Origin of the sequence: Cruoricaptor ignavus, assembly GCF_900141665.1 — a bacterium.
In the GTDB taxonomy this organism is placed as follows: Bacteria; Bacteroidota; Bacteroidia; order Flavobacteriales; family Weeksellaceae; genus Cruoricaptor; species Cruoricaptor ignavus.
Map to the genome: position 1 here is coordinate 69,054 of NZ_FQYI01000002.1, position 25,720 is coordinate 94,773.

General features: G+C 45.0%; 22 protein-coding genes. 11 read left to right on the forward strand and 11 right to left on the reverse strand.

Going from position 1 to position 25,720, the window contains the following annotated elements; genetic code table 11:
* Positions 1–60: 60 nt before the first annotated feature.
* The 6 genes from BUB43_RS02790 (at position 61) to BUB43_RS02815 (ending at position 5,114) form a co-directional block, all read left to right on the forward strand.
* Complete coding sequence (locus BUB43_RS02790; RefSeq protein ID WP_073178149.1) at positions 61–1,266, forward strand: NAD(P)/FAD-dependent oxidoreductase; 1,206 nt, start codon at positions 61–63, stop codon at positions 1,264–1,266.
* A gap of 3 nt (positions 1,267–1,269) precedes the next feature.
* Positions 1,270–2,049, forward strand: a complete 780-nt coding sequence (gene ku, locus BUB43_RS02795) for a non-homologous end joining protein Ku (RefSeq protein WP_073178151.1) — start codon at positions 1,270–1,272, stop codon at positions 2,047–2,049.
* 17 nt (positions 2,050–2,066) lie between these two features.
* A complete protein-coding gene (gene yaaA, locus BUB43_RS02800) occupies positions 2,067–2,825 on the forward strand; it encodes a peroxide stress protein YaaA (protein WP_073178153.1) in 759 nt (252 codons plus the stop codon).
* Positions 2,826–2,869: 44 nt separating this feature from the next.
* Positions 2,870–3,844, forward strand: a complete 975-nt coding sequence (locus BUB43_RS02805; protein WP_073178155.1) for a Gfo/Idh/MocA family protein — start codon at positions 2,870–2,872, stop codon at positions 3,842–3,844.
* Positions 3,845–3,933: 89 nt separating this feature from the next.
* On the forward strand, positions 3,934–4,821 hold the full coding sequence (locus BUB43_RS02810; protein WP_073178157.1) for a 3-hydroxyacyl-CoA dehydrogenase family protein: 888 nt from the start codon (positions 3,934–3,936) through the stop codon (positions 4,819–4,821).
* Positions 4,822–4,865: 44 nt separating this feature from the next.
* Positions 4,866–5,114: a hypothetical protein gene (locus BUB43_RS02815; RefSeq protein WP_073178159.1), complete on the forward strand. Its 249-nt coding sequence runs from the start codon at positions 4,866–4,868 to the stop codon at positions 5,112–5,114.
* Between the two features lie 45 nt (positions 5,115–5,159).
* Here BUB43_RS02815 and BUB43_RS02820 read toward each other — a convergent pair whose 3' ends face one another.
* From BUB43_RS02820 to dnaN, 3 genes are all read right to left on the reverse strand, one after another.
* Positions 5,160–5,561, reverse strand: a complete 402-nt coding sequence (locus tag BUB43_RS02820) for an META domain-containing protein (protein WP_073178160.1) — start codon at positions 5,559–5,561, stop codon at positions 5,160–5,162.
* 30 nt (positions 5,562–5,591) lie between these two features.
* Positions 5,592–7,991 (reverse strand): phenylalanine--tRNA ligase subunit beta, encoded by a 2,400-nt coding sequence (pheT, locus tag BUB43_RS02825; RefSeq protein ID WP_073178163.1) that lies wholly within the window; start codon positions 7,989–7,991, stop codon positions 5,592–5,594.
* Positions 7,992–8,149: 158 nt separating this feature from the next.
* On the reverse strand, positions 8,150–9,277 hold the full coding sequence (gene dnaN / locus BUB43_RS02830) for a DNA polymerase III subunit beta (protein ID WP_073178164.1): 1,128 nt from the start codon (positions 9,275–9,277) through the stop codon (positions 8,150–8,152).
* 102 nt (positions 9,278–9,379) lie between these two features.
* Here dnaN and BUB43_RS02835 point away from each other — a divergent pair, with 102 nt between their 5' ends.
* Positions 9,380–9,742, forward strand: coding sequence for a diacylglycerol kinase (locus BUB43_RS02835; protein WP_073178166.1), 363 nt, complete (start codon positions 9,380–9,382; stop codon positions 9,740–9,742).
* On the opposite strand, the gene BUB43_RS02840 is transcribed toward BUB43_RS02835, so the two are convergent.
* Entirely contained in the window at positions 9,739–13,428 is a 3,690-nt protein-coding gene (locus tag BUB43_RS02840; RefSeq protein WP_073178168.1) for a phosphoribosylformylglycinamidine synthase, read from the reverse strand. The genes BUB43_RS02835 and BUB43_RS02840 overlap by 4 nt on opposite strands.
* A gap of 20 nt (positions 13,429–13,448) precedes the next feature.
* Entirely contained in the window at positions 13,449–14,876 is a 1,428-nt protein-coding gene (gene purB, locus BUB43_RS02845; protein WP_073178169.1) for an adenylosuccinate lyase, read from the reverse strand.
* 105 nt (positions 14,877–14,981) lie between these two features.
* Between purB and BUB43_RS02850 the strand changes: the two genes are divergently transcribed.
* Entirely contained in the window at positions 14,982–15,287 is a 306-nt protein-coding gene (locus tag BUB43_RS02850; RefSeq protein ID WP_073178171.1) for a YbeD family protein, read from the forward strand.
* Between the two features lie 8 nt (positions 15,288–15,295).
* Here BUB43_RS02850 and BUB43_RS02855 read toward each other — a convergent pair whose 3' ends face one another.
* The 4 genes from BUB43_RS02855 to BUB43_RS02870 are packed head-to-tail and all read right to left on the reverse strand — an operon-like array spanning position 15,296 to position 18,034.
* Entirely contained in the window at positions 15,296–15,640 is a 345-nt protein-coding gene (locus BUB43_RS02855) for an ArsC/Spx/MgsR family protein (protein WP_073178173.1), read from the reverse strand.
* Positions 15,641–15,649: 9 nt separating this feature from the next.
* Positions 15,650–16,264: a deoxynucleoside kinase gene (locus BUB43_RS02860; protein WP_073178174.1), complete on the reverse strand. Its 615-nt coding sequence runs from the start codon at positions 16,262–16,264 to the stop codon at positions 15,650–15,652.
* Between the two features lie 3 nt (positions 16,265–16,267).
* On the reverse strand, positions 16,268–17,011 hold the full coding sequence (locus BUB43_RS02865; protein ID WP_073178176.1) for a hypothetical protein: 744 nt from the start codon (positions 17,009–17,011) through the stop codon (positions 16,268–16,270).
* The gene (locus BUB43_RS02870; RefSeq protein WP_073178178.1) at positions 17,012–18,034 is read right to left on the reverse strand and encodes a glutaminyl-peptide cyclotransferase; all 1,023 of its coding nucleotides are present in this window, start codon (positions 18,032–18,034) and stop codon (positions 17,012–17,014) included.
* A 144-nt stretch (positions 18,035–18,178) separates the two neighbouring features.
* On the opposite strand from BUB43_RS02870, the gene BUB43_RS02875 reads away from it, so the two are divergent.
* Together BUB43_RS02875 and lysS are read left to right on the forward strand one after the other, a co-directional pair.
* Positions 18,179–19,321, forward strand: a complete 1,143-nt coding sequence (locus BUB43_RS02875) for an MBL fold metallo-hydrolase (protein ID WP_073178577.1) — start codon at positions 18,179–18,181, stop codon at positions 19,319–19,321.
* A gap of 25 nt (positions 19,322–19,346) precedes the next feature.
* On the forward strand, positions 19,347–21,044 hold the full coding sequence (lysS, locus tag BUB43_RS02880) for a lysine--tRNA ligase (RefSeq protein WP_073178179.1): 1,698 nt from the start codon (positions 19,347–19,349) through the stop codon (positions 21,042–21,044).
* Between the two features lie 20 nt (positions 21,045–21,064).
* Here the strand turns inward: lysS and BUB43_RS02885 are convergent, their stop codons facing one another.
* Positions 21,065–21,787 (reverse strand): TrmH family RNA methyltransferase, encoded by a 723-nt coding sequence (locus tag BUB43_RS02885; RefSeq protein ID WP_073178181.1) that lies wholly within the window; start codon positions 21,785–21,787, stop codon positions 21,065–21,067.
* Here BUB43_RS02885 and tamL point away from each other — a divergent pair.
* The gene (tamL, locus tag BUB43_RS02890) at positions 21,773–24,340 is read left to right on the forward strand and encodes a translocation and assembly module lipoprotein TamL (protein WP_083541128.1); all 2,568 of its coding nucleotides are present in this window, start codon (positions 21,773–21,775) and stop codon (positions 24,338–24,340) included. The genes BUB43_RS02885 and tamL overlap by 15 nt on opposite strands.
* Here the strand turns inward: tamL and hisS are convergent.
* Positions 24,337–25,692, reverse strand: coding sequence for a histidine--tRNA ligase (gene hisS / locus BUB43_RS02895; RefSeq protein ID WP_073178183.1), 1,356 nt, complete (start codon positions 25,690–25,692; stop codon positions 24,337–24,339). The genes tamL and hisS overlap by 4 nt on opposite strands.
* Between the last annotated feature and the right edge of the window lie 28 nt (positions 25,693–25,720).

Genomic DNA, 25,720 nt, shown 5'->3' on the forward strand with positions numbered 1-25,720 from the left:
ATAGCTGTTCAAAATATTTCAGGCAAGGATTTTTATTGAAATATTTCGCATATTTACAGCATGAAACTGCGATCCTCCGAACCCTTCTGGCTAGTGAAAAACGGCCTCCTGAACTCCTATCCATCCCTACAAGAAAACGCCGAGTGCGATGTGCTGATCATCGGGAGCGGTATTACGGGCGCGCTGGTGGCGAACCGCTGCGCGAAGGATGGCTACTCCACCATAGTTGCCGACCGCCGGGAGACCGCCACCGGCAGCACGAGCGCCACTACGGCCATGCTCCAGTATGAAATTGATTTAATGCTTTGCGACCTTATCCCGAAAATTGGTGAGGAAGGTGCCGTGGCGAGCTACAGGGCGTGCTCCGAAGCTATTGATAAGGTAGGGCATTTGCACGCTGAAATCAATTCCGAAGCAGGCTTCCGAAAGAAAGATTCGCTATATTTTGCCTCTCGGCGCAGGCATCTGAAACACCTTAGGGAAGAGTATGAAGCAAGGGCTGCGCACGGCTTCCCTGTGGAGTGGCTGGATGCTGAAGAAATCTCGGAGAGATACGGACTGCAGAACAGCTTCGGAGGCATCCTGAGCCACCAGGGCGCAAGTATTGACGGATTCAGATTCGCCCACGACCTGCTCTCTGCAGCTGTGGAGCGCGGTCTTAGAATTTTTGACAAAACTGAATTCCAAAATATTTCTCATAATGAAGACGCTATTACCGCGATTAGCACCGAGGGTTTTGAGATTAAGGCAAAAAAAATAATATACTGCACAGGTTTCGAGACGGTGGAAATCCTGAAAGAAAATTTTGTAGACCTGCTCTCCACCTACGCCATCGTGGGCGAGCAGCAATCAGAAAACTGCGACGGGCTGAAAGATACGCTCTTCTGGAACACCGGCGACCCCTACGAGTACTTCCGCACTACGGACGACGGCAGGATCCTCATAGGCGGGCTGGATGATGATTTCAGCAATGCCAAGCGCCGCGATGCGAAACTTGAAAAAAAAGCCCTGCGGCTGGAGAAATACATTCATAAAAACCTCCCCGACTACCAGTTCCGCACGGACTTCGCCTGGGCGGGGACTTTCGGCTCTACCAAGGACGGTCTGCCGTACATCGGGGAGCATAAAGACTTCCCGAACGGCTATTTTGTGCTGGGCTTTGGCGGCAACGGGATTACTTTCTCCGTAGCCGGTGCAGATATGGTTTCAGATTATCTGCGTGGCAAAGAGCATCCGCTGTCCCAATGGTTTAAATTCGGAAGATAAAATATGAGAGCAATCTGGACGGGTGCCATTGGCTTTGGCCTGGTGAATATCCCCGTGAAACTTTACGCCGCATCAGAATCCAGCAACTTGGATCTCGATATGCTAGATAAAAACGACCTGAGCAACATCCGCTTCAAGAGGGTGAACGAGAAAACTGGAAAGGAAGTACCCTATGCCAACATTGTAAAGGGCTACAAGCTGGAAGACGAGTACATCGTGCTGGAAGATGCAGATTTCGAAGCGGTGGCCCCGGAAAAATCCAAGCTGCTGTCCATCAAGCAATTCGTGAAGCTGGAGGATGTGGACCCTGCGTATTACGAAACGCCTTACTTCCTTGAAGCGCAGAAAAACGGTGAGGATGCATACCGCTTACTTTTGCAGGCATTGCTGAAAACGGAAATGGCAGGCATAGGCACCTTCATTTTGCGGGACAGGGAAATTCTCGGTTTGGTAAGGCCTTACGACGGGAAAATCCTGATGGTGAACCGGATGCGTTTTCCAGAAGAAGTACGAAGCTACGAAGAACTGAAGCTGCCTCCGAAGAAAAAGGCTAAAGACGAAGAACTGAAAATGGCAGAAATGCTCATCAGTCAGCTAGCTACGGAATTTGACCCGAAGAAATACGAGAACAGCTACTCCGCTGATTTGCTGGCAATCATCGAGAAAAAAGCCAAGGGCCAAACCTATAAACCGACCGAAGAGAAGGAAGAAAAAACTTCCACAACAGACCTGATGGCAATGCTGAAGGCAAGCTTGGAAGGCAGCAAAAAACAGGCTGGGTAATTGATTATCAACACTTTATGAAACTCATTACTTCACCGGCAAAGCTGATGGATATTTCGCGAAGTAGCGAAGTCCTGAAAGCTACAACCCCGAAATTTATAGATGAAGCGGCATTCATCCAGTCTCATTTGAAAACCAAATCGCCGAAGTTTTTGCAGGAATTGATGGAGATTTCACCGAAACTTGCCGATGAAAACTGGCAGCGCAACCAGAACTGGAACGCTAAGCCGAAGGCTTCGGAAAGTGCGCCTGCACTGATGGCCTTCACAGGTGAAGTTTACCGCGGTCTCGATGCAGAAACACTTTCGGAAGATGCCGTGAAATATTTGCAGAAAAATTACAGGATTCTTTCCGGGTTGTACGGAGTGCTGAAACCGTCGGACAAAATAATGCCGTATCGTTTAGAAATGGGCAGGAATTTTGAGTTTGCCAGCTATAAAAATCTGTATGAATTCTGGCGTGAAAAAATTACCGCTCAGCTGAATTCCGAACTGAAGGATGAGGAGCCTATTCTCAATCTGGCGAGCAATGAATATTTCAAATCCATTGATAATCAGCAACTTAAGGGCAGAGTTATCATTTTCGATTTTTACGAAATGAAAAGCGGCAAGCCAAAAACCATCGTGGTTTACACGAAAAATGCGCGCGGCTTGATGGTGCGTTTCTGCGCCGAAAATCAGGTTGAAAATTTAGAAGAAATAAAGGCTTTCAACTGGGATGGCTACCTTTTCGCCGACGAAAAATCCACGGAAAATAATTTTGTTTTCGTGCGGTGAAAAATTTGTTGGCAGGAAAACCTTAAATTTGAGCAAAAGTAATTATGCTAAAAGCCGGGCTAGTTGGTGCGGGACATTTGGGTAAAATTCATCTGAAGCTGCTGCAGCAGTCAGAGAAATACGAGCTGGTGGGCTTCCACGATGCCGATGCGGAAAACGGCCGAAAACTGGAGGCAGAATTCGGTTATAAATTTTTCGAGAATTTCGATGAGCTACTTTCGCAAATCGAGATGCTGGATATCGTGACGCCTACCCTCTTCCATTTCTATTATGCGATGAAGGCAGCGCAAAGCGGCAAGCATTTCTTCATTGAAAAACCGGTAACGCAAACGCTGGATCAGGCGGAAATTCTTCTGGCAAAATGCAGGGAAACCGGCGTGAAAGCGCAGGTTGGCCATGTGGAAAGATATAACCCAGCGTTCATTGCCACGAAGGATTTCATCAAAAACCCGATGTTCATCGAGATACACAGGCTGGCAGAATTTAACCCGAGAGGCACGGATGTTTCCGTGGTGCTGGATCTGATGATACACGATATCGACATCCTGCTTTCGCTGGTGAAATCGGAAATTAAAACGATTCACGCTGCAGGAGTTGCGGTAGTTTCCAAAACGGCGGACATTACTAACGCACGGATTGAGTTTGAAAACGGCTGCGTTGCGAACCTGACGACTTCCCGAATTGCAATGAAGCAAATGCGGAAATCGCGGTTCTTCCAGCGTGATGCATACATTTCAGTGGATTTTCTTGAGAAAAAAGCGGAGGTTATCCGGATGCAAAGAGCGCCCGAAAACCCGAGTGATTTCGATATGATAATCGAAAATGCAGACGGCGAGAAAAATCAAATCCTGTTCGAATATCCGGAAATCACGCCAAATAATGCCATTTTGGACGAATTGAATTCTTTTGCAGAAGCAATTGAGGGCAAGCACAATATTGAAGTTTCGCTGGAAGACGGTATGGATGCACTGAAAGTGGCGCTGGAAATTGAGCAGCAGTGTAATAATTTGCTAATGTAACAGTGAAACAATGTAACAGTGAAACAATGTAACAGTGTAACAATCATCAACTTTAAACATTAAACTTTAAACCTTAAAACTCTAAACTAATGAATATTACAGTTATCGGTGCAGGAACAATGGGCAACGGAATTGCGCACACTTTTGCGCAGGCAGGCTTCCCTGTGAATTTGGCAGATGTTTCGCAGGATGCGCTGGACAGGGGCCTGAAAACCATCACCACAAATCTTGACAGAATAATCGCAAAGGGCAACCTGACCGAAGAGCAAAAAGCGGAAACCCTTGGCAAAATCACGACTTTTACCGATACAGCGGAAGCCGTGAAAAATGCTGACTTGGTAGTGGAAGCAGCTACGGAAAACCTTGACCTGAAGCTGAAAATCTTTTCACAAATTGATGAAAATACGCCGGAAAATTGCATCCTTGCCACCAATACCTCGTCGATTTCCATCACGCAAATTGCGGCTGCCACAAAACGCCCGGAAAAAGTAATCGGGATGCACTTTATGAATCCAGTGCCGATAATGAAGCTCGTGGAAATCATCAAGGGCTACTCCACTTCTCAGGAAACTTTTGACGCAGTCTTTGAAATAAGCCAGAAACTCGGGAAAACACCGGTGGAAGTGAACGATTATCCAGGATTTGTGGCGAACAGAATCCTGATGCCGATGATTAACGAAGCCATTGAAACGCTGTACAACGGTGTAGCTGGTGTGGAAGAGATTGATACCGTGATGAAGCTTGGAATGGCGCATCCTATGGGGCCGCTTCAGCTGGCGGATTTCATTGGTCTGGATGTTTGCCTGGCGATTCTCAATGTGATGTACGACGGCTTCAAGAATCCGAAATACGCGCCAAATCCGTTGCTTGTAAATATGGTGCGTGCCGGCAAGCTTGGCGTGAAATCGGGCGAAGGTTTCTACGATTACGCCGAAAGTAAGAAGGCCGAGAAAGTTTCGGCGATGTTTAGGAAATAATTTGCGACGAAATTTCTATATTTACCAAACCAAAACTTTATATTATGAAACTACCAAAGTTTTTACTGGCGGACAACACTGAAATGCCTGAAGATCTGTTCGTGGTGCACACGGAATATCCGCGCTTCATCCTGAATGTGGAAGAGGAAGAAGTGGAATGGCTCGATGATCTGGAAGGTGAAGATGAAGCGGCTGCCGATGATTTCACGAAAGTTGTAGAGCAGGCCTTCGAATTCTGCGATGCAGAACTTGCGAAGTACGACGATGAAGATGACGATTTAGATGATGAATAACGAAAAAGGGAACCACTTTGGTTCCCTTTATTTTTTCCAAAAAAATTACTGCTTGGTAAATTTCAGCAGCAGAAGGTTGCCTTTGTAAAGTTCCAGCGTATTGCCGTGAACAGCGTATCTGTCGGCTTCCTGAAGCATACTCAAGAAAGTGTTTTCCGCCGCAATTTGGTCGCACGACATTTTCGTAGCACCAATCACGCCGGATTTGAATGCACCCGTAGAATCATCCAGATTCACATCCGCAAAATAATTGTTGCACTGTGCATTTCCAGAAATCTTCCCGTCCTGAAAAGCAATGGTAGGCGTTTTACCTTTCACCTTTTCAGCGAGATACCAGCTAGAGTTTGCCAGCGAAGGTTGGGCGGAAGTTTTACTACTGCTTGCCGTAGTAGCTGTGCCGCAGGAAAGGAGAAAAAACGATACCGCTGCTATTGCCAGTTTTTTCATAAGCTAATTTTTGCCAAATTTACAAAAATCCTAAGCACGAAGTTCCGCGCCGAAATCTTTCTCAAAAGTTTTTATCAGGCTGTTCATCGTCTCGGCGATTTCTTTTTCTTCCAAAGTTTTTTCCGGGTTCAGCAGCTCAAAACTAAGGGCATAAGATTTTTTGCCTTCCGGTAAATTTTTGCCATCATAAACGTCAAACAAATTCACCGACTGTAAAATTTCAATATTCTTACCCATTGCAGATTTGTAAAGCTCTGAGTATGAAACACTTGCATCCACAAGTAAAGCCAAATCCCTTCTGATTTTGTTAAATTTCGGAATTTCCTTCAGTTTGAAATTTTCTGTTTTGCGAAGACTGTGCGCCGTTTCCAGTTCAATTTCCGCATAAAATGCTTCCTGCTCTACATCGGCTTCCTTCAAAAGTTTTGGCGAAACCTTACCTAATCTGGCCAAAGTTTTCTCTCCTGAATAAAATTCCAGTGCATCGCTGAAACGCCCGTCTTGCAAGGCTTTCTCGTGAATTTCCACGTCAAGTTTTGAGAGCAGCAAATTCACATAAGACTTGAGATAATAGAAATCTGTAGCAGATTTCGGCACAAGCCAATTTTCCGCAAACTGCCTCCCCGAAAGCAAAATCCCAAGTTGTTTCCGCTCTTCGTAATTTTCTTTTTTGAAATAAATTTTCCCAAACTCGAAAAATTTAATGTCCGGATTTTTCCGGTTGATGTTGAACGCCGCGTTTTCCAGCAGGCCTTCCAGAAGAGATTGCCGCATAAATTCTAAGTCGCCGCTCAAAGGATTTAGCAGTTTCACGGCATCGGTTTCATCCTTCAGTGATGTCAGCGAATTGTTCATCACCTCGTTAAAACCACTGCTCTGCAAAGTTCTCGCCCAGGAATTTTCCAGCTCATCCTGATCCTGCAGATTCAGCGAAACCGGCGTGAAAGAAATTTTTTGCGGCGCCTCAATTTTATTGTAGCCGTAAATCCGCAGCACTTCCTCAATCACATCTATTTCCCTCGTCACATCGGTTTTGAACGGTGGCACAGCCAGTTCCAGTCCGTTCGGAATTTCGTTCAGAATCTGAATTTCCAGCAGGCGCAGAATTTCCTTCACCTTTTCCCGATGAATTTTCACGCCAAGAATTTCGTCCAGCGCAGAATAGCGCAGCACCACATAATGCTCCTTTATTTTTTCGGAATAAAATTCCAGCAGCTCGCCTTTCAGCTTTCCACCCGCAATTTCTTCGATAAGATGGATTGCCAGGGTCATAGCCGTTTTCACAATATTCGGATCGGTTCCCCGCTCAAAACGGAAGGAAGCATCCGTGTTCAAAGCGTGATGCTTAGCGGCTTTGCGCACACTTACCGGATCGAAATACGCACTTTCCAGGAAAATATTTTTCGTCTCAGAATTCACGCCGGAATGCTGCCCGCCAAAAACACCGGCAATGCACATCGGCTGATTTTCGCCGTCCTTTATCATAATTTCCGCACCGTTCAGCGTGCGCTCTGTGCCGTCCAAAGTCGTAAATTTCGTTCCGGCTGGCACCGTTCCCACACGAACTTTTTTGCCCTGAATTTTATCCGCATCGAAAGCGTGCATCGGCTGACCGACACCGTGCAGAATGTAATTCGTGATGTCCACCACATTGTTTATCGGCGAAAGCCCGATGGCTTTTAGCCTTTGCTGAAGCCAGTCCGGCGAATCCATGATTTCCACATTTTCAATTACCGCACCGATGTATCTTGGCGAAAATTTCGCGTCTTCCACCTCCAGTTCAAATCCGCTAATTCCCTCACTATCAATTTTTTGCGAAGAAATTTTCTCAAATTCTGACGGCAAATTGTTCGCACTAAGGTAGGCGTTCAAATCCCGTGCAACGCCGTAATGAGACATCGCATCGGCACGGTTTGGCGTAAGGCCTATTTCATAAACGCTGTCCTTCACCACTTCGAAATAATCCGAAAATTTCCTGCCGATTTCATACCGATTTTCGTCCAAAACCATTATGCCATCGTGGTTTTCAGAAAGGCCGATCTCATCTTCAGCGCATATCATACCCTGCGATTTTTCGCCACGGATTTTCGCCTCCTTTATCTCAAAAAAATTCCCGGATTTATCGTAAATCTTCGTGCCGATGGTTGCCACAGGAACAATTTGCCCGGCAGCAACATTGGGTGCGCCGCAAACTATTTCCAGAATTTCGCCGCCTACATCCACAGTAGTTTTGCTGAGTTTATCGGCATTTGGATGCCTTTCGCAGGTCAAAACTTTTCCGACAACTATTCCTTCCAAACCGCCGCGAAAATTTTCGTAAGCCTCGATGCCTTCCACTTCCAGACCAATATCGGTAAGATATTCCGCGATTTTTTCAACTTTTAAATCCGTGGAAATAAATTCCGACAGCCAATTATGCGAGATTTTCATTTTGCTAAAAGTAACCCGGCAAATATCGTGATTTAAAGCTAATTTTCCGAAATTTTTGAGCGGATAGCCTTCGATTATTTTTGTCCGTTTTATACAAAAAAAAGAGACACAGAAAAATTTCTGCGCCTCTAAGCCTTAGCCTAAAACTTATTCTAAACTTACATTCCAATCACCGGCATTGAAAGCATCAGGATGTGCTCCTCGTCTTCCAAACCGTCCACCGGCTCTACAATTCCTGGGCGGTTCGGCTGAGACATTTTCATCGTGATGTCTTCCGAGCCAAGCACAGAAAGCATTTCCGTCAAAAACTTCGAGCTGAAGCCGATGTTGATATCTTCGCCGCTGTAATCGCACGGAATCTGCATATCTGCCTTGTTTGCAAACTCGGTGTCTTCAGCGTGAAGGTGCAGGATGTTTCCGGAAAGTTTAAACCTCACTTGGTTCGTTGATTTGTTTGACATAATGGATGCCCTTCTGATGGCGTTCAGAAGCAGCGAACGATTGATTGTCAGCAAGTTAGGATTTTCTTTCGGAATAACTGCAGAATAATTCGGATACTTTCCATCAATCAAACGGCAAATCCAGGTGTTGTTGCCAAAACTGAACTTCGCCATATTTTCGTTGAACTCAATCGTCACATCATCGTTGGAATTCGCCAGCACATTTTTGAAAATGTTCAGCGGTTTTTTCGGCATAATGAACTCCATCGGCTCGCCTTTCAAATCGGTGCGCTTGTACACCACCAAACGATGAGAATCCGTGGAAACAAAGTTGGCCTCATCTTCCTTGAACTGGAACAGAACGCCCGTCATCACAGGTCTCAGCGAATCATTAGAAGTTGCAAAAAGCGTGTTGGACAAAGCTTCGGCCAGAACGCCGGCAGGAAGCTTCACACTTTGCGACGCATCAAATTCCGGAATTTCCGGATAGTCATTAGCGTTGTCCAAGGCCACGGAAAAATTATCCTTTTCGTCCAAGATTTCCAGTTGCTGGCCGGTGCCTTCCGCATTTTCACGCACAGAAAGCGTCAAAGGCTGCTCGCCATAAGTTTTCACGAAATCCTGAAAAGTTTTTGCCGGCACAGCGATTTTGCCCGAATCATCGGAACGCACTTCCAGCTCTGTAATCAGCGTGGTTTCGCCGTCCGAAGCCGTAATTTTCAGCGTTTCGCCGTTCAGTTCGAAAAGATAATTTTCCAGTATCGGTCTGCTCTGCGAGCTTGAAATCACGCCGCTTACCGTTTGCAGCGCCTTTTGCAGCTCGCCGCTTGAAACCATAAATTTCATAAATCCGAAATTTTTTACAAATATAAAAATATAAACGCCGCCTGGAAATTTTCTATTGCAAAAATTTCACCGCCCAAAATTGCGATTTTTTAATTTTGTGGGATGAAACGCCACAGCATTTTCCAAAGTTTCCGCTTCGCTTTCAACGGTCTTCGCTCTATGTTTCGTGAGCGGAATTTCCGGATTGAATTCGCGGCATTGCTGATTAATCTTGCGCTGATTTTCCTGCTGGAACTTAGCCCGCAGGATTCTGCAATGATTTTGCTGATTTGCGCTGCCGTTCTTTCCGCGGAAATTTTCAACACTGCAATAGAGAAAATCTGCGATTTTATTCAGCCCAACCAAGATGCCCGAATAAAATTCATCAAGGATATTTCTGCAGGTGCCGTTCTGCTGCTGGCTTTCGCAGCAATTGCCGCCGCAATTCTGATTTACCCTAAATACCTTTCCCTCCTCTTCAGTTAGCTACGGAAATATTCCACACCGTTGCGGAAAATATTATGGTAATTGGCATCAGGTATGTTTTTCATCAGGCCTTCGGAAAATCTTTCGCCGTGCCCCATTCTGCCGTAAATTTTTCCACATTCTGATGTAATTCCCTCGATTCCGAAAAGCGAAGCGTTCGGATTGTGCGGCATTCCGTGCGCTATATTCCCTTCAAAATCAACATATTGCGTAGCGATTTGGCCTTTTCGGTACAGCTGCTCAATCACAGATTCGCTCGCTACGAAACGGCCTTCACCGTGCGAAATCGGGATGGTGAAAATCTGGTCTTTCATCCCATTCAGCCACGGTGATTGCTCGCTCACAACTTTCACATTTACCATTTGTGAAATATGCCTGCCGATTTTATTGTTCGTCAAAGTCGGTGCGTTTTCATCCAAATCACGAATTTCGCCGAAAGGCACCAGCCCGGATTTTATCAGCGCCTGGAAACCGTTGCAGATTCCCAGAATCAGGCCGTCTCTTTCCAGCAGTTCGTGCACCGCATTTTTTATGCGTTCGTTTTTCAGCACATTTACCATAAATTTAGCGGAACCGTCCGGTTCATCGCCATTAGAAAATCCACCAGAAAAAACAATTATCTGAGATTTTGAAATCTGTCGTGCCCATTCATCAATACTTTCCTTTATTTGGCTGTTATTCAGTGATTTAAATACAGAATTGGAAACTAAAGCGCCTTCTTTTCTGAATGCATTAATAGTTTCATACTCACAATTAGTCCCGGGGAAAATTGGCAAAAAAACGGATGGTTTTGAAATTTTAAAAGATTTTCTTTGTGGAATTTCATTTTTTAAGGCAAAGGAGCTTTTCACTTCCACAATTTTTGGATCGGTTTCTTTAAAAGGGAAAAGATCTGCAAAAGTGGATTTGTAAGCTTGAAGCAATTTAGAGATATCAAAATCTAAGTCATTTATTTTTAGGTAGTTACCGTTAATGACTTCACCTATTGGTTCAATCAGGTTGGAATCAATATTTTCTCTCGATTCAAAGATGATGGACCCTATATTTTTTTTAAGGAGTTTTGTATCGTCATATTGTATGCTCGCTCCGTTTTTATTTCCAAAACTCATTTTTGCGAGTGCCACCGCTACTCCGCCGCCCTTCACAGTTTTGGCTGAAACAATTTTCCCACTTTTAATATTTCCATTTATCAGCCTGAAAACCTGTTTCAGTGCGTCATAATCAGGGAGTCCGTTGGGCTGCGGAGTATGCTCAAATAAATAAATTTTATTCCCGGGTTCTTTAAATTCCGGCGAAATTATGCTTGATTTTTCTCCTGGTGCGCAGGCGAACGAAATCAAAGTTGGCGGAACATTTAAATCCTGAAATGTACCAGACATACTGTCCTTACCTCCGATTGCTGCTAGTTCCAAATTCATCTGAGCGTCATAAGCGCCAAGCAGGGATGCCAAGGGCTTGCCCCACTTCGCAGGCTCTGTTCCTAGCTTTTCAAAATACTCCTGAAAGCTGAGCCGGATTTTTTGATAATCTCCGCCCATGGCCACTATTTTCGCAACGCTTTCCACTACTGCATTTGCAGCTCCGATGAGGGAATTTCTCGCGGAAAGGTCAGGATCGAATCCCCAGGCTGCCATCGATACTGTTTCCACATCCTCAGCATTCAGCACCGGCAGTGAATGCACACTTCCCTCCATCATCGTCTCCTGGTACCGTCCGCCAAAAGGCATTGCTACGGTGGTACCGCCTACGCTGGAGTCGAACATTTCTACCAGACCTTTCTGAGAAGCGTTATTCATTGCGGAGAGTTCAGCGATGAAGTTTTTTTCGTTAAACTCAATATGGTTTTCAGTGATTTCTTCAAGGTGTGAAACTTCAGCAGTCTGCACTTTGGCGCAGCCATTTGTGTTCAGAAATTCCCTGCTGATGTCTACTATAGTCCTGCCCTGCCAGTGCATCCGCATCCTGCCACTATCGGTGACTTTCCCGATTTCGAAGGCGTGAAGGTTTTCCGATTCACAAAGGTGAAGAAATTTCTCCTTATCTTTCGCAGAAATCACCGCTGCCATACGCTCCTGAGATTCGGAAATAGCGAGCTCTGTGCCGTTCAGTCCGCCGTATTTCAAGGGCATACTGTCAAGATTAATATCAATGCTCTCTGCAATTTCTCCGATGGCTACTGATACGCCGCCCGCCCCGAAATCGTTGGATTTTTTTATCAGTTTCGTAAATTCCGGGTTGCGCATTAGGCGCTGCATCTTCCGCTCCGTAACGGGGTTCCCCTTCTGTACCTCGGTAGATAGCGTAAGTATGGAATCTTCATTCTGCTCCTTTGAACTTCCGGTAGCGCCTCCCACGCCATCGCGGCCGGTATATCCGCCAAAAACCATTACAATGTCGCCTGCCAAAGGCTTTTCGCGTTTTACCCAATCCTTTGGCACGGCACCCACCACGAAACCCGTTTCCAGACGCTTGGCTTTATAACCTTCGTGGTAAAACTCGCTGATCAGGGTACTTGCAACGCCTATTTGGTTTCCGTAGGATGAAAACCCATCCGCGGCCCCTTTTGTGATCACCTTTTGCGGAAGCTTTCCGGGGATGGTATCAGAAACGGGCTCTAGGACATTGGCAGCGCCGGAAACTCTCATCGCCTGGTACACATACGCCCGGCCGGAGAGCGGATCGCGGATGGCACCGCCAAGGCAGGTGGAAGCACCGCCGTAAGGCTCAATTTCCGTAGGGTGGTTATGGGTTTCGTTTTTAAACAGAAGGTACCAGGGCTCGGTTTTGCCATCGTATTTCGCTTCAACTTCGATGGTGCAGGCATTGATTTCATCAGAAATTACCAGGTCCTCCAGCTGTCCTTTTTTGTGGAAATACTTTGCCGCGATGGTCCCCAAATCCATCAGGGAAACTGCGCGGTTCTCTCTGCCAAGAAACCTTCTCTTCTCCTGATAATCAGCGAAAATGCGCTCTAATGTTTCTTTATATTGCCCTGTAAATTTTATATCAGTAAGTGCAGTTTCAAAAGTGGTGTGTCGGCAGTGGTCGCTCCAGTAGGTGTCCAGAACTTTTAGCTCTGTTTCTGTCGGGTTTCTTTGTTCGCTGACGAAATACTGCTGAATATGCTGCATATCGTCCAAACCAAAGGAAAAGCCGTTTTTTTTGTAGAAATTTTGCAGTTGTTCCTCATTGAAATTAATAAAACCCTCGTGGGCTTTTACGGGCGCAGGCTCTCCCTCCTGAGGGATTTGCAGTTCTGCAAGATTCTTTTCCTGCCGCTCCACCGCATTGATGAGATAATGCCTAATTTCCTTCAATTCTGCTTCAGTAGCTCCCTGCAGTTCTACTGCCTTGCCGCTTCGTACCGTGGCGCCGGTATTACCCGTAAGCAGGGCGATACACTGCTCCGCGGCATCCGCGCGCTGATCGTATTGCCCGGGCAAAAATTCCATCGCGATGAATGGATTTTTCAGCGGATTTTCTGTGTGAAGGATGTCCGTAACGGGGTCCGCAAAGGTGGTAAATTTTACTGCCTCCAGTTCCTCTGCGGAAATTCCGAAAATGTCATAAATTTGGTAAACTTTTGCGGACTGGAGCGCAGGCGCAGCCGTTTTCAGATCTTTATAAAGTTTGGCGCTCTCCACATCAAAATCGGCTCTGCGCTCTACAAAAATTCTTGTGTTCATTTAAAAGCGTTTGCTTAAAATTATACCTTCAGCTCCGCGGCTTCGGTGATTTCATTCCTATATTTTTCAAGAATTGGCAGCACCTCATTCTGGATAAATTCCTCCGTTTGCACTGGTGCGAAACCTATAAAGTTCTTAGGCTCAAGCACTTCGGAAATTTTCGACTTATCCATTTTCAGCGAATCATCATTCATCAGGCGTTCAATCAGGTCGTTTTCCTTGCCCTCCATTTTCACCATTCTGCTCGCTTCCATCGAATGTTTGCGGATGGTTTCGTGAATTTCCTGCCTGTCTCCGCCAGCCTTCACCTCCTCCATAATAATGTATTCCGTCGCCATAAATGGCAGCTCCTCATCAATATGTTTCCTAATGCGGTTTTCGTAAACAATTAGGCCATTCATTATATTATTCCAAATCAATAAAATGGCATCCACAGCCAAAAAAGCCTGCGGAATTGTCAGTCTTTTGTTGGCAGAATCATCCAGCGTTCTTTCAAACCACTGCGTTGCAGCCACCATTGCAGAAGAGTTTTGCAGAGAAATTACAAATTTTGCCAAAGCTCCTATTCTTTCCGAGCGCATCGGATTTCTTTTGTATGCCATCGCTGAAGAGCCGATTTGATTTTTCTCAAAAGGTTCCTCTATTTCTTTAAGATTTTGTAAAAGCCTCAGATCATTGCTAAATTTGTGGGCAGATTGTGCAATGTTCGACAAAAGCGACAAAACTTTCGCATCAATTTTCCTGTCATAAGTTTGCCCGGAAACTCCGAAAACATTCTCAAAACCGAATCTTTTGGAAAGTTCCCTGTCCAGATATTTCACCTTGGAATAATCTCCGGCGAAAAGCTCCAGAAAGCTTGCGGCAGTTCCTGTAGTGCCCTTCACGCCGCGGAATCTCAGCGTTTCTAGGAAAAATTCCAGCTCTTCAAAATCCAGGATCAAGGATTGCAGCCAGAGCGTCGCCCTTTTCCCAACCGTAGTCAGCTGTGCCGGCTGAAAATGCGTGAAACCGAGCGTTGGTAAGTCCTTGTATTTCAATGCAAACTCTGCAAGGGAGTTGATAATACTGACAAGTTTTTTTCTGAGAATTAGCAGTCCGTCACGAATTTGTATCAGATCCGTATTATCGCCAACGAAAGCCGATGTCGCCCCGAGGTGGATAATTGCCCTCGCAGATGGTGCGGCATCGCTGTATGTGTGTACATGCGCCATCACATCGTGCCGAAATTCCTGCTCGTATGCTCTGGCTTTTTCATAATCAATATTTTCTGCAGTTGCCTTTAGATCAGCAATTTGCGTATCGGATATCTCCAGCCCCAGCTCTTTCTGGATCTCTGCCAGCGCAATCCACAGCTGCCGCCAGGTTCTAAATTTTTTATCATTGGAGAAATTAAAAAGCATTTCCCCGCTGGCATATCGCTCTTCGAGTGGGTTCTTGTAAGTATCCATAAATCTGTAGTGGATTAAAACATCAAAAATAGGAAATTATAAGTAATTTGGCGCAGAATTTGGTAATAAAATCGCCACCCTTAAATTATTTTTTTGTCAAAAAAAATGGAAATATTTCAGAATTCCTCAAATCCTAATCCGGATGAATTTTATGCAAATTTAAAATTGCGCCTGGAAGAAAATCATAACTTTCCGGAAAATTATATTTTCAAATTTGTCCTGCCGAATGACCAGCTGAAACTCATCGAGCTGCTGCGTGTGTTCGACGGGTTGAAATATACGATGTCTAGCCGCGAAAGCAAGAACGCCAAATACATATCCATTACGCTGGACGCCTTTGTACTGGATGCTGATGATGTCATCCGTAGGTATAAATCCGCCGGGGAAATCTCGGGAATAATGATGCTTTAAGCTGAGGATTATCCTTCAATAAAGAACCGGATATTTTCAAGCGGCCTGCCGATCATTGCTACCGGACCTTTGATTAATATCGGTCTTTGCAGGAGTTCAGGGTTTTTGCCGAGAATTTTCACCCAGTCTTCTTCTGTTTTCGCTTCCCGGCTATACTGAGGATAGAGCGGATCGTTTTTGCGAATTATTTCTGTAACCTCTAAATTCAGTTTACGCAGTAATGTCCTGATTTCCAGCTCACTAAGTGGATTCTTAATGATGTCAATTATCTCAAACTGAATACCGTTTTCATCCAGATATTCCAACGCTGCCCTAGATTTCGAACAGGAGTTATTGTGAAGGATTTTGATCATTTTGCAAATTTAAAACAAACCGTGCAGCTCGCCCTCTATTTTTTCCAGTATAAACCCGAAATCTTCCGGCTTTTCTACAAAATCCAAATCGTCCACTTCAATTATTAGCAACTTGCCCTCTTTATATTCCGAAATCCATTTTTCGTATTTTTGGTTGAGTTTTGTTAAATAATCGATACTAATAGACGCTTCATAATCCCGCCCTCTTTTGTAAATTTTTTTTACAAGATTCGGTACATCAGATTTTAGGTAAATCAGCAAATCCGGAGCGAGGATAAAGCTTTTCATCAACTCGAAAAGCGAGAGGTAATTTTTAAAATCCCGCTGAGAAAGAAGCTGCATATCATACAGATTTTCAGCAAAAATATATGCGTCCTCATAGATTGTCCTGTCCTGCACTACGCTCTCCCCGCTCTCGCGTATCTCCTTCACCTGACGGAACCTGCTGCCTAAAAAATAAATCTGCAGCGCGAAACTCCACTTAGACATATCTGCGTAAAAATCCTCCAGATACGGATTGTGCTCCACATCCTCGAAATGCGGTTTCCACCCATAATGCTTCGCGAGCATTGTAGTCAGCGTGGTTTTCCCAGCCCCGATATTTCCGGTGACAGCAATGTGCATTTTTTATTTTGTGTTTTTCTTAAAATTTTGCGCAATAATCCTACAATTCTTCAAAATGTAAGCATTCTCAGAATTGAGAGTAATCTCCTCATCAGTCGCCAGCTGATAGACAGTCACAAGTTTATCATCCATAATACTCTCCACCCTGCCGGAGCTGGTTATAAATAATTCTGAGTTATTAATTTGCAACCTCTTACCACCTGAAACATCAAAAGTTTTTATCATTTCACCGCTAAGATTGAAAACATTCAGAGAATTTTCTGATAAAATATATATTTTATCCTTGAAAATGATAATATCCTTGATTTCCATAAAATTAATAGCCAACGGTATTGCAGAAATCTCCCTCCGTTCACGGAGGTGGTATCGGGCAAGCATCCGTCTGTCCGAATTCAGCAGCCAAACCTCCTGTGTATCAGGCGCATAGACGGCTTTCACCCAGCCAAGGTCATTCAAACGGATCCTCTCTATCTCGGTTAGGTTTTGATCTAATATAATGATGCTCTGCGTATTTTCAGAAAACAGCGCGATACTTAGAGGATTGCGCACACTTAATATTCGGAATGGAGCGCGGACTGCCGTTCTCGCTATTTCTGCACCGGAAGCATCTGTTTTTATAATTTTAAACTGTTCCCTATCGGTAAAATAAAAATTGCCATAATCATCAGCCAGGAAATCTGAAATTCCGGAAACCTGCCCCGAAATTTTGCCGAAAAATAAAAACGCTATGAGCCAGAAAACCCGCATTTACTGAATCGAAACTTCGTAAATTTTCGGCCAGTTTTTCCCGGTCACCAGCATATTTTCACCTTTAAAAGTAATTCCGTTAAGCACATCATCCTGCCCCCTGGTATTCTCCTTAGCAAGCTGAGAAAAATCAATAATGGCAAGCACTTCCCCATTTTCCGGGTTGATTTTCAGCACGATAGCCTGCTGCCACACATTCGCATAGATGTGCCCATCGTGATACTCCAGCTCGTTCAGCCGGTTGTAAGCCTGGGAGTTCCCCGCCACCGAAATGTAGCGCACCAGCTTCGACGGGTCTTCCGGGCTCAGGAAATACAGATTTTTCGTACCGTCCGAAGCTATCAGGTGCTCCCCGTCGTAGGTTAGCCCCCAGCCCTCTCCCATTACATTTGGGTAAGGAAATTCGCCGATAAGCTTCAGGTCATATTTATTATAGATAAAACCCTTCTTATTCTGCCAGGTAAGCTGATAAACTTTATCCCCCAAAATCGTACAGCCTTCAGAAAAAACCTCCGCCGGCTGTTTCGCCATAGCTGTGGCGGTAGTGCTGCCCAGTGCATATTTCAAAATTTGAGAGCTGCCATTTTGCCCGTCCGACTCATAAATCATATTGCCCTCCAGCTGAAAACCCTGCACAAAATTGTTTACATCGTGCGGGTACTCCCTTACCAGCGTATAGCTCAGTTGTTTTTCAGGATTCCTCGCAAAAACATTAATCGTGGCATCCTGCACCAGCTCCTTCCCGTCCTTCGTTCTTATCACAAAAGTCACAGCATTATCCCCGAGGGTAAACTTCTTCGGGTCTATCCTCAGGTCGGCAGTATCGTGATCACCAAAGCTAAGTGACACATTTTCAACATTTTTCAGCACAGCTTCTGGCAATTTTATCTTATCTCCAAAATGATAACCTTCCGATTCCATCTCCAAATTATAGTCCGCCAGAGTATTCAGGATTTCTTTGTCCTTGCTGCAGGAAGTCGCAAAAATTGAGGCTGCGAGCGCCATTACCAAAGTTTTTTTCATAGCTAAAAATCAATGCCAAATTTAAACAAAATTCCGCTGATTTTATTTGGCGCGCGCCACGACAGTCGGCATCGCTTGCTTGCTGCTATGCTTCCTTCTGGATCGCGCCATTTTCGTAAATTTCGCCCCGAAAAATTCAACCCTATGAACATCTGGCAGAAAACAGGCGTAGGCATTCTTGCGGCAGCCGCGGGCGTCACCCTTACCGCAGCCATCATTTTAAACCAAAAAAAATTCGGCAAATCCCCCTCCGGGGAGCGGCTGAACCGCATCCTTAGTAGCCCAAACTACCGAGGCGGGCAGTTCCAGAACGAAGAAAATACGCCCCAGCTAGCGAAAAAATCCTCGTCCCTCGAAATTTTCTCCAAAATGCTACTCGAGAAAATCCCGGAGCGCACGCCAACCTCTGACTTCCATTTTACAAAAACGGAATTAAAAACACTCCAGCCAGAAGAAAATATCTTCGTCTGGATGGGGCATTCCTCTTACTTCCTGCAAGTGGGAGGCAAAAAAATCCTCGTGGATCCCGTATTCTCAGGCTACGCATCACCCTTTCCTTTTATGATAAAATCCTTTAGCGGCAGCGATCTGTACACGGCGGAAGACATCCCCGAGCTGGATTTGCTCATCATTACTCACGACCATTGGGACCATCTGGATTACAAAACCGTGCTGAAACTTTTCCGGAAAACTAAAAAAATCGCCACCGGCCTCGGTACCGGCGAGCACCTGGAGTACTGGGGCTATCCCGCAGAAAATCTTATCGAGCTAAACTGGCAGGAGAGCAGGGAAATTTCTCCCGACTTCATAATCACTGCCCAGCCGGCGAGGCACTTTTCTGGTAGAGGAATGAAGAGAAACGGCGCCGTTTGGGCGAGCTTCGTGCTGGAAATCGATAAAAAGAAAATCTACATCGGTGGAGACTCCGGCTACGGAAGGCATTTCAAAAAAACCGGTGAAAGATTTGGAAGTATTGATCTCGCCATCCTGGAGAACGGGCAGTATAACGAGGACTGGCGGTACATCCATATGCTCCCGGGCCAGCAGCTACAGGCAATGAAAGACCTGAATGCCGCTCGGATGATCCCGGTGCACAACTCAAAATTTGCGCTGGCGAGGCACCCGTGGTACGAGCCGCTGGAGAAAATGGATTCAGTAAATAAAGGCCGCCTGAATATCCTTTTTCCCGAAATAGGGAAAAAAATAGAATGGGAAAATGAAGGGAATCTTCACGAAAAATGGTGGAAAAAATACATTCCCAATGAAAATTCCATTCAAAAAAATTAATTTTGCAGGCTAAAAATCTGAAGAAATGTCGCTATCCGAACAAGAACTTATCCGCCGCGAAAAATTAGAAAAACTGATTGAGCTGGGCATTGAGCCCTTCCCTGCCGCAGAATTTTCGGTGAGCGATACCACGAAAAGCATCCGAGAAAATTTTGCCGAAGGAAAGCAGGTAAAAATCGCAGGAAGGCTGATGAGCAGAAGGATTCAGGGAAAGGCAAGCTTTGCGGAACTTCAGGATTCGGAAGGCAGAATTCAGGTTTACTTTAATCGGGATGAAATTTGCCCGACTGACGATAAGTCCCTGTACAACGAGGTTTACAAGCATTTGCTTGATATTGGCGATATCATTGGGGTTGAAGGCGAACTCTTCAAAACCCAGGTTGGCGAGCAAACCGTGATGGTGAAAAATTTCACGCTTCTCACCAAAACTTTGCGACCATTACCACAGGCAAAAACCGATGAAAACGGCGTGGTACACGATGCCTTCAACGACCCGGAACTGCGGTACAGGCAGCGTTATGTGGATTTGACGGTGAATCCTCAGGTGAAGGAAATCTTCGTGAAGCGCACAAAGATGTTCAATGCGATGCGCCAATTTTTCAACGATGCAGGTTATTTTGAAGTTGAAACGCCAATCCTGCAAGCCATTCCTGGTGGCGCTGCTGCACGGCCTTTCGTCACGCATCACAACGCGCTCGATATTCCGCTGTACCTTAGGATTGCAAACGAACTTTACCTGAAAAGGCTGATCGTAGGCGGTTTTGACGGCGTTTATGAATTTTCCAAAAATTTCCGAAACGAAGGTATGGACAGAACGCACAACCCGGAATTTACGGCGATGGAAATTTATGTGGCATACAAAGATTACCATTGGATGATGGATTTCACGGAGCGGCTGCTGGAATTTGTGGCGGTGGAAGTAAACGGCAAGCCAGAATCTCAGTTTGGAGAACACACCATCAATTGGAAAGCGCCGTATGAAAGGATTTCGATGACGGATGCCATCCTGAAATTCACCGGATTTGATATTACCGGAAAATCGGAAGATGAGCTCAGAAATTTTGCGCAAAGCATTGGTATTGAAGTGGATGCATCGATGGGCAAAGGAAAAATAATCGATGAAATTTTTGGTGAAAAGTGCGAGCCCAATTTCATTCAGCCCACTTTCATCACGGATTATCCGATAGAAATGTCGCCGCTTACGAAAAAACACCGCAGCAAGGAAGGCCTGACAGAGCGCTTCGAGCTGATGGTTTGCGGAAAGGAAATTGCCAACGCATATTCCGAGCTGAACGACCCGATTGACCAAAGGGAAAGGTTTGAAGAGCAGCTGAGGCTCTCGGAAAAAGGCGATGACGAAGCGATGTTCATCGACCAGGATTTCCTTCGGGCGCTGGAATACGGAATGCCGCCAACGGCTGGGCTTGGTGTGGGAATGGATAGGCTGATTATGTTTTTGACGGACAGCCAGAGCATTCAGGAAGTGCTGTTTTTTCCGCAAATGAGGCCAGAAAAATCTGCACCAAAAATTGAGCTGAACGCCGATGAACAGGGAATTATGGACATTCTGAAAAATGAAGAGCGACAGCTTTTAAATTCGGTAAAAGAGAAATCTCAGCTTTCCGGAAAAAAATGGGACAAGGCTACCAAAAACCTTACCAAAAACAATCTGGTGAAAGTGGAGAAAATCGACGACGAAATCTGGATGGAGGTTGGAAAATAACTTCCCTATCTTATTGATTTTCAAAACTTTCTGGAAAAAATTTCGCCAAGGATAATTCCTGCAGCTATGGAGACATTCAGGCTTTCTGTAGGATTGCCAAAACGCGGAATCGAAATTTTTCTGTCCAAAAATTCTTCTGTAATTTTTCGGATGCCGTTGCCTTCGTTGCCTAAAATTAGGTTGATATTTTTCGGAAAATCGGCGGTGTAAATATTTTCGCCGAGCATATCGGTTCCTACATTTTCGTTTTGCGAATTTCGCAAAAAATCTGGCAAATTCGTGTAAAAAATATTAACTCGTGAAAACGAACCCATACTTGCCTGAACGACTTTAGGATTGTAAAAATCTGCCGTATCATCACTGCAGATGATTTGCGGAATGCCGAACCAATCGGCAAGGCGAATGATGGTGCCCAAATTTCCCGGATCCTGTATACCATCCAATACCAAATTGAAATTTGAATTGGTAATCAGCTGATTTTCAGAAAGTTCGCAAACTGCCACTGCGTCTTTCGGATTTTGCAGAAAGCTGATTTTCTTCAATTCCCGCTCAGAAATTCGCTCAACATCAATGCTCGAAAAAATTTCGTCGTCTTTTGCAGAAAAAATTTCAACGATTTTAAATCTGGAACCGATGAGCTCACGAATAGTTTTGAAGCCTTCAACCAAAAACAAATTGTATTTTTGCCGGAACTTCTTTTTGTCGAGCGATTGTAAAACCTTGATTTTATGCGCAGTAAGCATTTGCCGAAATATCTTCAAAAGTATCAATATTTTCTCTCATCTGCAATTTTGCCGCTGCTGATTTGGTCGTGCAGCACGACGCGAAAAGTGCCTGAAGGTGAATACCTGCTCACGAAAAACCGGTTTCAGTACGAGGATAAAAACAGCCTCCGCAATGAGCTGCCGGACTATGTGCTGCAGAAGCCTAACCGGCGCGCGCTGTGGGTTTTCCCATTTGGGCTTTGGTTTTATAATATGTCGGATTCTAGGAATGACACACTGCTCACCGAATATTTTACCTATCCTGCCGACATCCGTAACCAGAAGCTTCGGGATTCTCTTTTCGTAAAATATGGCAGGCCGGAAGATCAGGGTAAAAGTCTTTTCTGGGACAGGGTTTTCCGTAATCTTGGGCAGGGGCCGGTGATCCTTGAGGAGAGCAAAACTGAGGCAGGGGCAGAGAATATCCGTAAGAGGATGGTGTACCGCGGCTTTTGGGATGCCGAGACGGAGTACAGAATTCAGCGGGATTCCGTGGCGAAGAAAGCGCAGGCAAATTATATCATTACCCAAAATGATCCTACAAAAATCAAGGACTTTTATTACAACATACCCGATCCAGAAATTCGCAATTATTATGAAGGGCAATTCAGCAAAAGTCTTGTGAAACCGGGGGGGCGGCTGGATCAGACTGATCTGGAGAAGGAAATAAAACGCATCAACGAGCTGATGCGTAAGGAGGGATACTACAGGTTTAATGCTTCTGGCACGGAAATTTATTTCACGGCGGACACGCTCAGGAGCCGCAAGGAGGTGCCGCTGACGATGGATATTCACAAAGATTCGCTGGATACACCCTACCGCAAAACCACAATCGGGAATGTGAGCGTTTATCTCCTTGAAAAAATGCAGGATGTTCCGGAAACTGCTAAGGATTCTCTGCGCGGAATTAATTTTTACAAACTTGATGATCAGTACCGTACGCCGCCGCTTTGGCGACCAATAATCCTGAAGCCAGGCGAACTTTACAGCCAGAGGAATCTTGATCTTACAAAGCGGAATATCGCTGCGATGAATAACTTCAGCATAATAAATTATGAAGAAGAGCTGCGCGCTGAGAACGATAGCATCCTAGATGTCCGCTACTATTTGGCGCCACTGCCAAAGTATGAGCTCCGCGTGGCGGGGGATGTCAACTATTCAGAGATTCTGAATTTCGGTGTGTCGCCTTCGGTAGATCTCACCAGCCGCAATCTTTTCGGCGGAGCTGAGAACCTTGTGACGAGCGTTTCCGGGATTGTCGGGAGTGTAAAAAATCCTAAGAATGACAAGCGCTCGCTGGCCTATGAGGCTTCCGCGCAGGTGAATCTTGCCATTCCGAGGCTGCTGCTACCTTTCAGGTACTGGCGGGTACTTCCGAAACGGTACTCCCCCACCTCCACCATTAACATTGGAGCCTCTCAGCAAAATAATATCGGGCTTGGCCGCACGATTTTTAACTTCGGGCTGAATTATTTTGCTAATGTGAACGACATCACCACGCACAAGCTCACACTGTTCAACTGGCAGTACAATATTACCAGAAATAAAGACCGCTATTATGATTATTTTCCAAGAGACGGAGAGATCCGTGACCAGATTTTCCAGCTATACTCTCAGGATTTGTACAGAAAGTTCTCAGACGGTATCATCACTTCCGACGAAGGTTCGAAAATAATTTGGGATGACAAGGCTTGGCAGTCTCAACTGGACGCAGGGCAAACCGATCTTTTTAATAACTTCCGTCAGTCGCTTGCAAACAAAGACCGACAGACGCAGGATGTACTAATCTCATCTATTATCTACAATTTTCTGTACAATGAAATTGGCAGAAAGAATATCAGCAACCCATTTTATCTAAGCGCAAAATTTGAAACTTCTGGAAATTTGCTGGGAATTTTTGCGAAAAATGAAAATGAGAATTCAGCCATTACTACCGGTTCTAAAAAACTAATTTTTGATACGCCATACTCCCAGTTTGTAAAGTTTGATGTAGATGTGAGGAAATACTTCCAGTTCGCAGAAGGCAGGCAAACACTGGCTCTTCGGCAGTTCATAGGGGTGGGCATACCGTACGGAAATTCCTCGCAGATGCCCATTATCCGTTCATATTTCAATGGCGGGTCTAATGACATCCGAGCCTGGAGGGTATTCGGGGGTCTTGGTCCTGCAGATTCCCAGCTGGACGAGCGGGTACGATCCTATGTTTTTGATAATGTGAAGCTTACCACCAGTATAGAATATCGAGTACCATTTTCTTCGCTATTTGAAGGTGCAGCGTTTGCAGATGCCGGAAACATTTGGTCTACTAAAGAATCTGGATTCAGCGACCAGTTTAAATTTGGAAAATTTATAGGTCAGATGGGCGTGGGTGCAGGCCTCGGGCTACGCCTGAATGTGGCATTCGTAACTCTCCGGCTGGACGCGGCGTACAAAGTGCACGATCCCAACCGGCCGCAGGGCGAGCGGTGGGTCATCAGCAAGTGGCAGCCGCTGAAGCCGATGCTTAATTTTGCCTTCGGATATCCATTTTAAAACTTGCCGGCTAGAAATTCCTGCTGCGGTAAAGTTAGCTGCTCACCGCTCTGCAGGTTTTTAATGGTCACTGTTTCGTTTTGGATTTCGTCATTTCCAAGAAAAACTATTTCCGAGATACCCTTTTTCTCGGCAAATGAAAACTGCTTTTTCAGTTTGGAAGGCTCAGGATAAAGCTCTGCGGAAATATTTTTTGAACGAATTTCTGCGATAATTTTTAGCGCTTCTACGGCTTCTAAATCGCCATAATTTGCAAAAAGATATTTTACGGAATTCGCAGAGTTTATAGGGAATTTTTGCAATTCTTCTAAAACGAGATAAATTCGGTCTAAACCAAAAGAAATCCCAATTCCCGGCATATTTTTCACGCCGAAAACCTCCGTCAAATTGTCGTATCTGCCACCACCACCAATCGATCCGATTTCCACATTCTGAGCCTTCACCTCGAAAATTGCACCAGTGTAATAATCGAGACCTCGTGCAAGCGTGATGTCAAAAAACAGGTCTTCCGCAATTCCTAATTTCTCGCATTGTTCAAGAACGAAAGTCAATTCTTCTACGCCCTGTATTCCAATTTCAGTATGTTCAAATTTTTGCTTGAGAATTTCTAAAACTTCATTTTGCGTCAACTTTTCATCGAAAAGGAAATCCACTTTTTGCAATGCATCAGCGGAAATTCCCTTGTCAGCCATTTCCTTTTTTACACCATCTTTCCCAATTTTATCAAGCTTGTCAAGCGCCACGGTAAACTCGATGAGCTGTTCTGAAATTCCTGCAAACTCAGCCAAGCCGCTAAGGATTTTTCGGTTGTTGATGTGGATTTTCACTGGAATCTGCAAATCCTGAAAAGATTTCAAATAAAGCTGAATGAAGTCAATTTCCTGCCAAAGACTTGTGCTGCCCACAGCATCGGCATCGCACTGATAAAACTCGCGGAACCTCCCTTTCTGCGGACGATCGGCTCGCCAAACTGGCTGAATTTGGTAGCGCTTAAAAGGCATCACCAGCTGTCCGCTGTTCATCGCGACAAATCGGGCAAAAGGCACCGTCAAATCATAGCGCAAAGCCTTGTCGGAAATTTGTGGCGTAAGCGACGAGATATTTTTCAAACCCAATTCTTCATCCGAAATTTTTTCAAGAAAATTCCCGGAATTTAAGATTTTAAAAATGAGCCTATCGCCCTCTTCACCGTACTTTCCGGTAAGTGTTGAAAGATTTTCAAAACTCGGCGTTTCCAAAGGCTGAAAGCCGAAAAGCTCGAAATTTTTCTGCAGAATATTAATAATATATCGCCGTTTTGCAACTTCTTCCGCACCAAAATCCCTTGTGCCTTTCGCTAATGACGGTTTCATAATTTTCGGTTTAAAGCGTAAAAATACA

What these genes read in the sequence shown, in the direction of transcription:
- tamL (WP_083541128.1), top strand. Translation starts at nt 21,773, where the DNA reads ATGCGCAGTAAGCATTTGCCGAAATATCTTCAAAAGTATCAATATTTT.
- BUB43_RS02865 (WP_073178176.1), bottom strand. Translation starts at nt 17,011, where the DNA reads ATGCGGGTTTTCTGGCTCATAGCGTTTTTATTTTTCGGCAAAATTTCG.
- BUB43_RS02875 (WP_073178577.1), top strand. Translation starts at nt 18,179, where the DNA reads ATGAACATCTGGCAGAAAACAGGCGTAGGCATTCTTGCGGCAGCCGCG.
- BUB43_RS02860 (WP_073178174.1), bottom strand. Translation starts at nt 16,264, where the DNA reads ATGCACATTGCTGTCACCGGAAATATCGGGGCTGGGAAAACCACGCTG.
- BUB43_RS02885 (WP_073178181.1), bottom strand. Translation starts at nt 21,787, where the DNA reads ATGCTTACTGCGCATAAAATCAAGGTTTTACAATCGCTCGACAAAAAG.
- yaaA (WP_073178153.1), top strand. Translation starts at nt 2,067, where the DNA reads ATGAAACTCATTACTTCACCGGCAAAGCTGATGGATATTTCGCGAAGT.
- BUB43_RS02850 (WP_073178171.1), top strand. Translation starts at nt 14,982, where the DNA reads ATGGAAATATTTCAGAATTCCTCAAATCCTAATCCGGATGAATTTTAT.
- hisS (WP_073178183.1), bottom strand. Translation starts at nt 25,692, where the DNA reads ATGAAACCGTCATTAGCGAAAGGCACAAGGGATTTTGGTGCGGAAGAA.
- BUB43_RS02840 (WP_073178168.1), bottom strand. Translation starts at nt 13,428, where the DNA reads ATGAACACAAGAATTTTTGTAGAGCGCAGAGCCGATTTTGATGTGGAG.
- purB (WP_073178169.1), bottom strand. Translation starts at nt 14,876, where the DNA reads ATGGATACTTACAAGAACCCACTCGAAGAGCGATATGCCAGCGGGGAA.
- ku (WP_073178151.1), top strand. Translation starts at nt 1,270, where the DNA reads ATGAGAGCAATCTGGACGGGTGCCATTGGCTTTGGCCTGGTGAATATC.
- BUB43_RS02870 (WP_073178178.1), bottom strand. Translation starts at nt 18,034, where the DNA reads ATGAAAAAAACTTTGGTAATGGCGCTCGCAGCCTCAATTTTTGCGACT.
- BUB43_RS02835 (WP_073178166.1), top strand. Translation starts at nt 9,380, where the DNA reads ATGAAACGCCACAGCATTTTCCAAAGTTTCCGCTTCGCTTTCAACGGT.
- BUB43_RS02820 (WP_073178160.1), bottom strand. Translation starts at nt 5,561, where the DNA reads ATGAAAAAACTGGCAATAGCAGCGGTATCGTTTTTTCTCCTTTCCTGC.
- BUB43_RS02790 (WP_073178149.1), top strand. Translation starts at nt 61, where the DNA reads ATGAAACTGCGATCCTCCGAACCCTTCTGGCTAGTGAAAAACGGCCTC.
- dnaN (WP_073178164.1), bottom strand. Translation starts at nt 9,277, where the DNA reads ATGAAATTTATGGTTTCAAGCGGCGAGCTGCAAAAGGCGCTGCAAACG.
- BUB43_RS02855 (WP_073178173.1), bottom strand. Translation starts at nt 15,640, where the DNA reads ATGATCAAAATCCTTCACAATAACTCCTGTTCGAAATCTAGGGCAGCG.
- BUB43_RS02805 (WP_073178155.1), top strand. Translation starts at nt 2,870, where the DNA reads ATGCTAAAAGCCGGGCTAGTTGGTGCGGGACATTTGGGTAAAATTCAT.
- BUB43_RS02815 (WP_073178159.1), top strand. Translation starts at nt 4,866, where the DNA reads ATGAAACTACCAAAGTTTTTACTGGCGGACAACACTGAAATGCCTGAA.
- BUB43_RS02810 (WP_073178157.1), top strand. Translation starts at nt 3,934, where the DNA reads ATGAATATTACAGTTATCGGTGCAGGAACAATGGGCAACGGAATTGCG.
- lysS (WP_073178179.1), top strand. Translation starts at nt 19,347, where the DNA reads ATGTCGCTATCCGAACAAGAACTTATCCGCCGCGAAAAATTAGAAAAA.
- pheT (WP_073178163.1), bottom strand. Translation starts at nt 7,991, where the DNA reads ATGAAAATCTCGCATAATTGGCTGTCGGAATTTATTTCCACGGATTTA.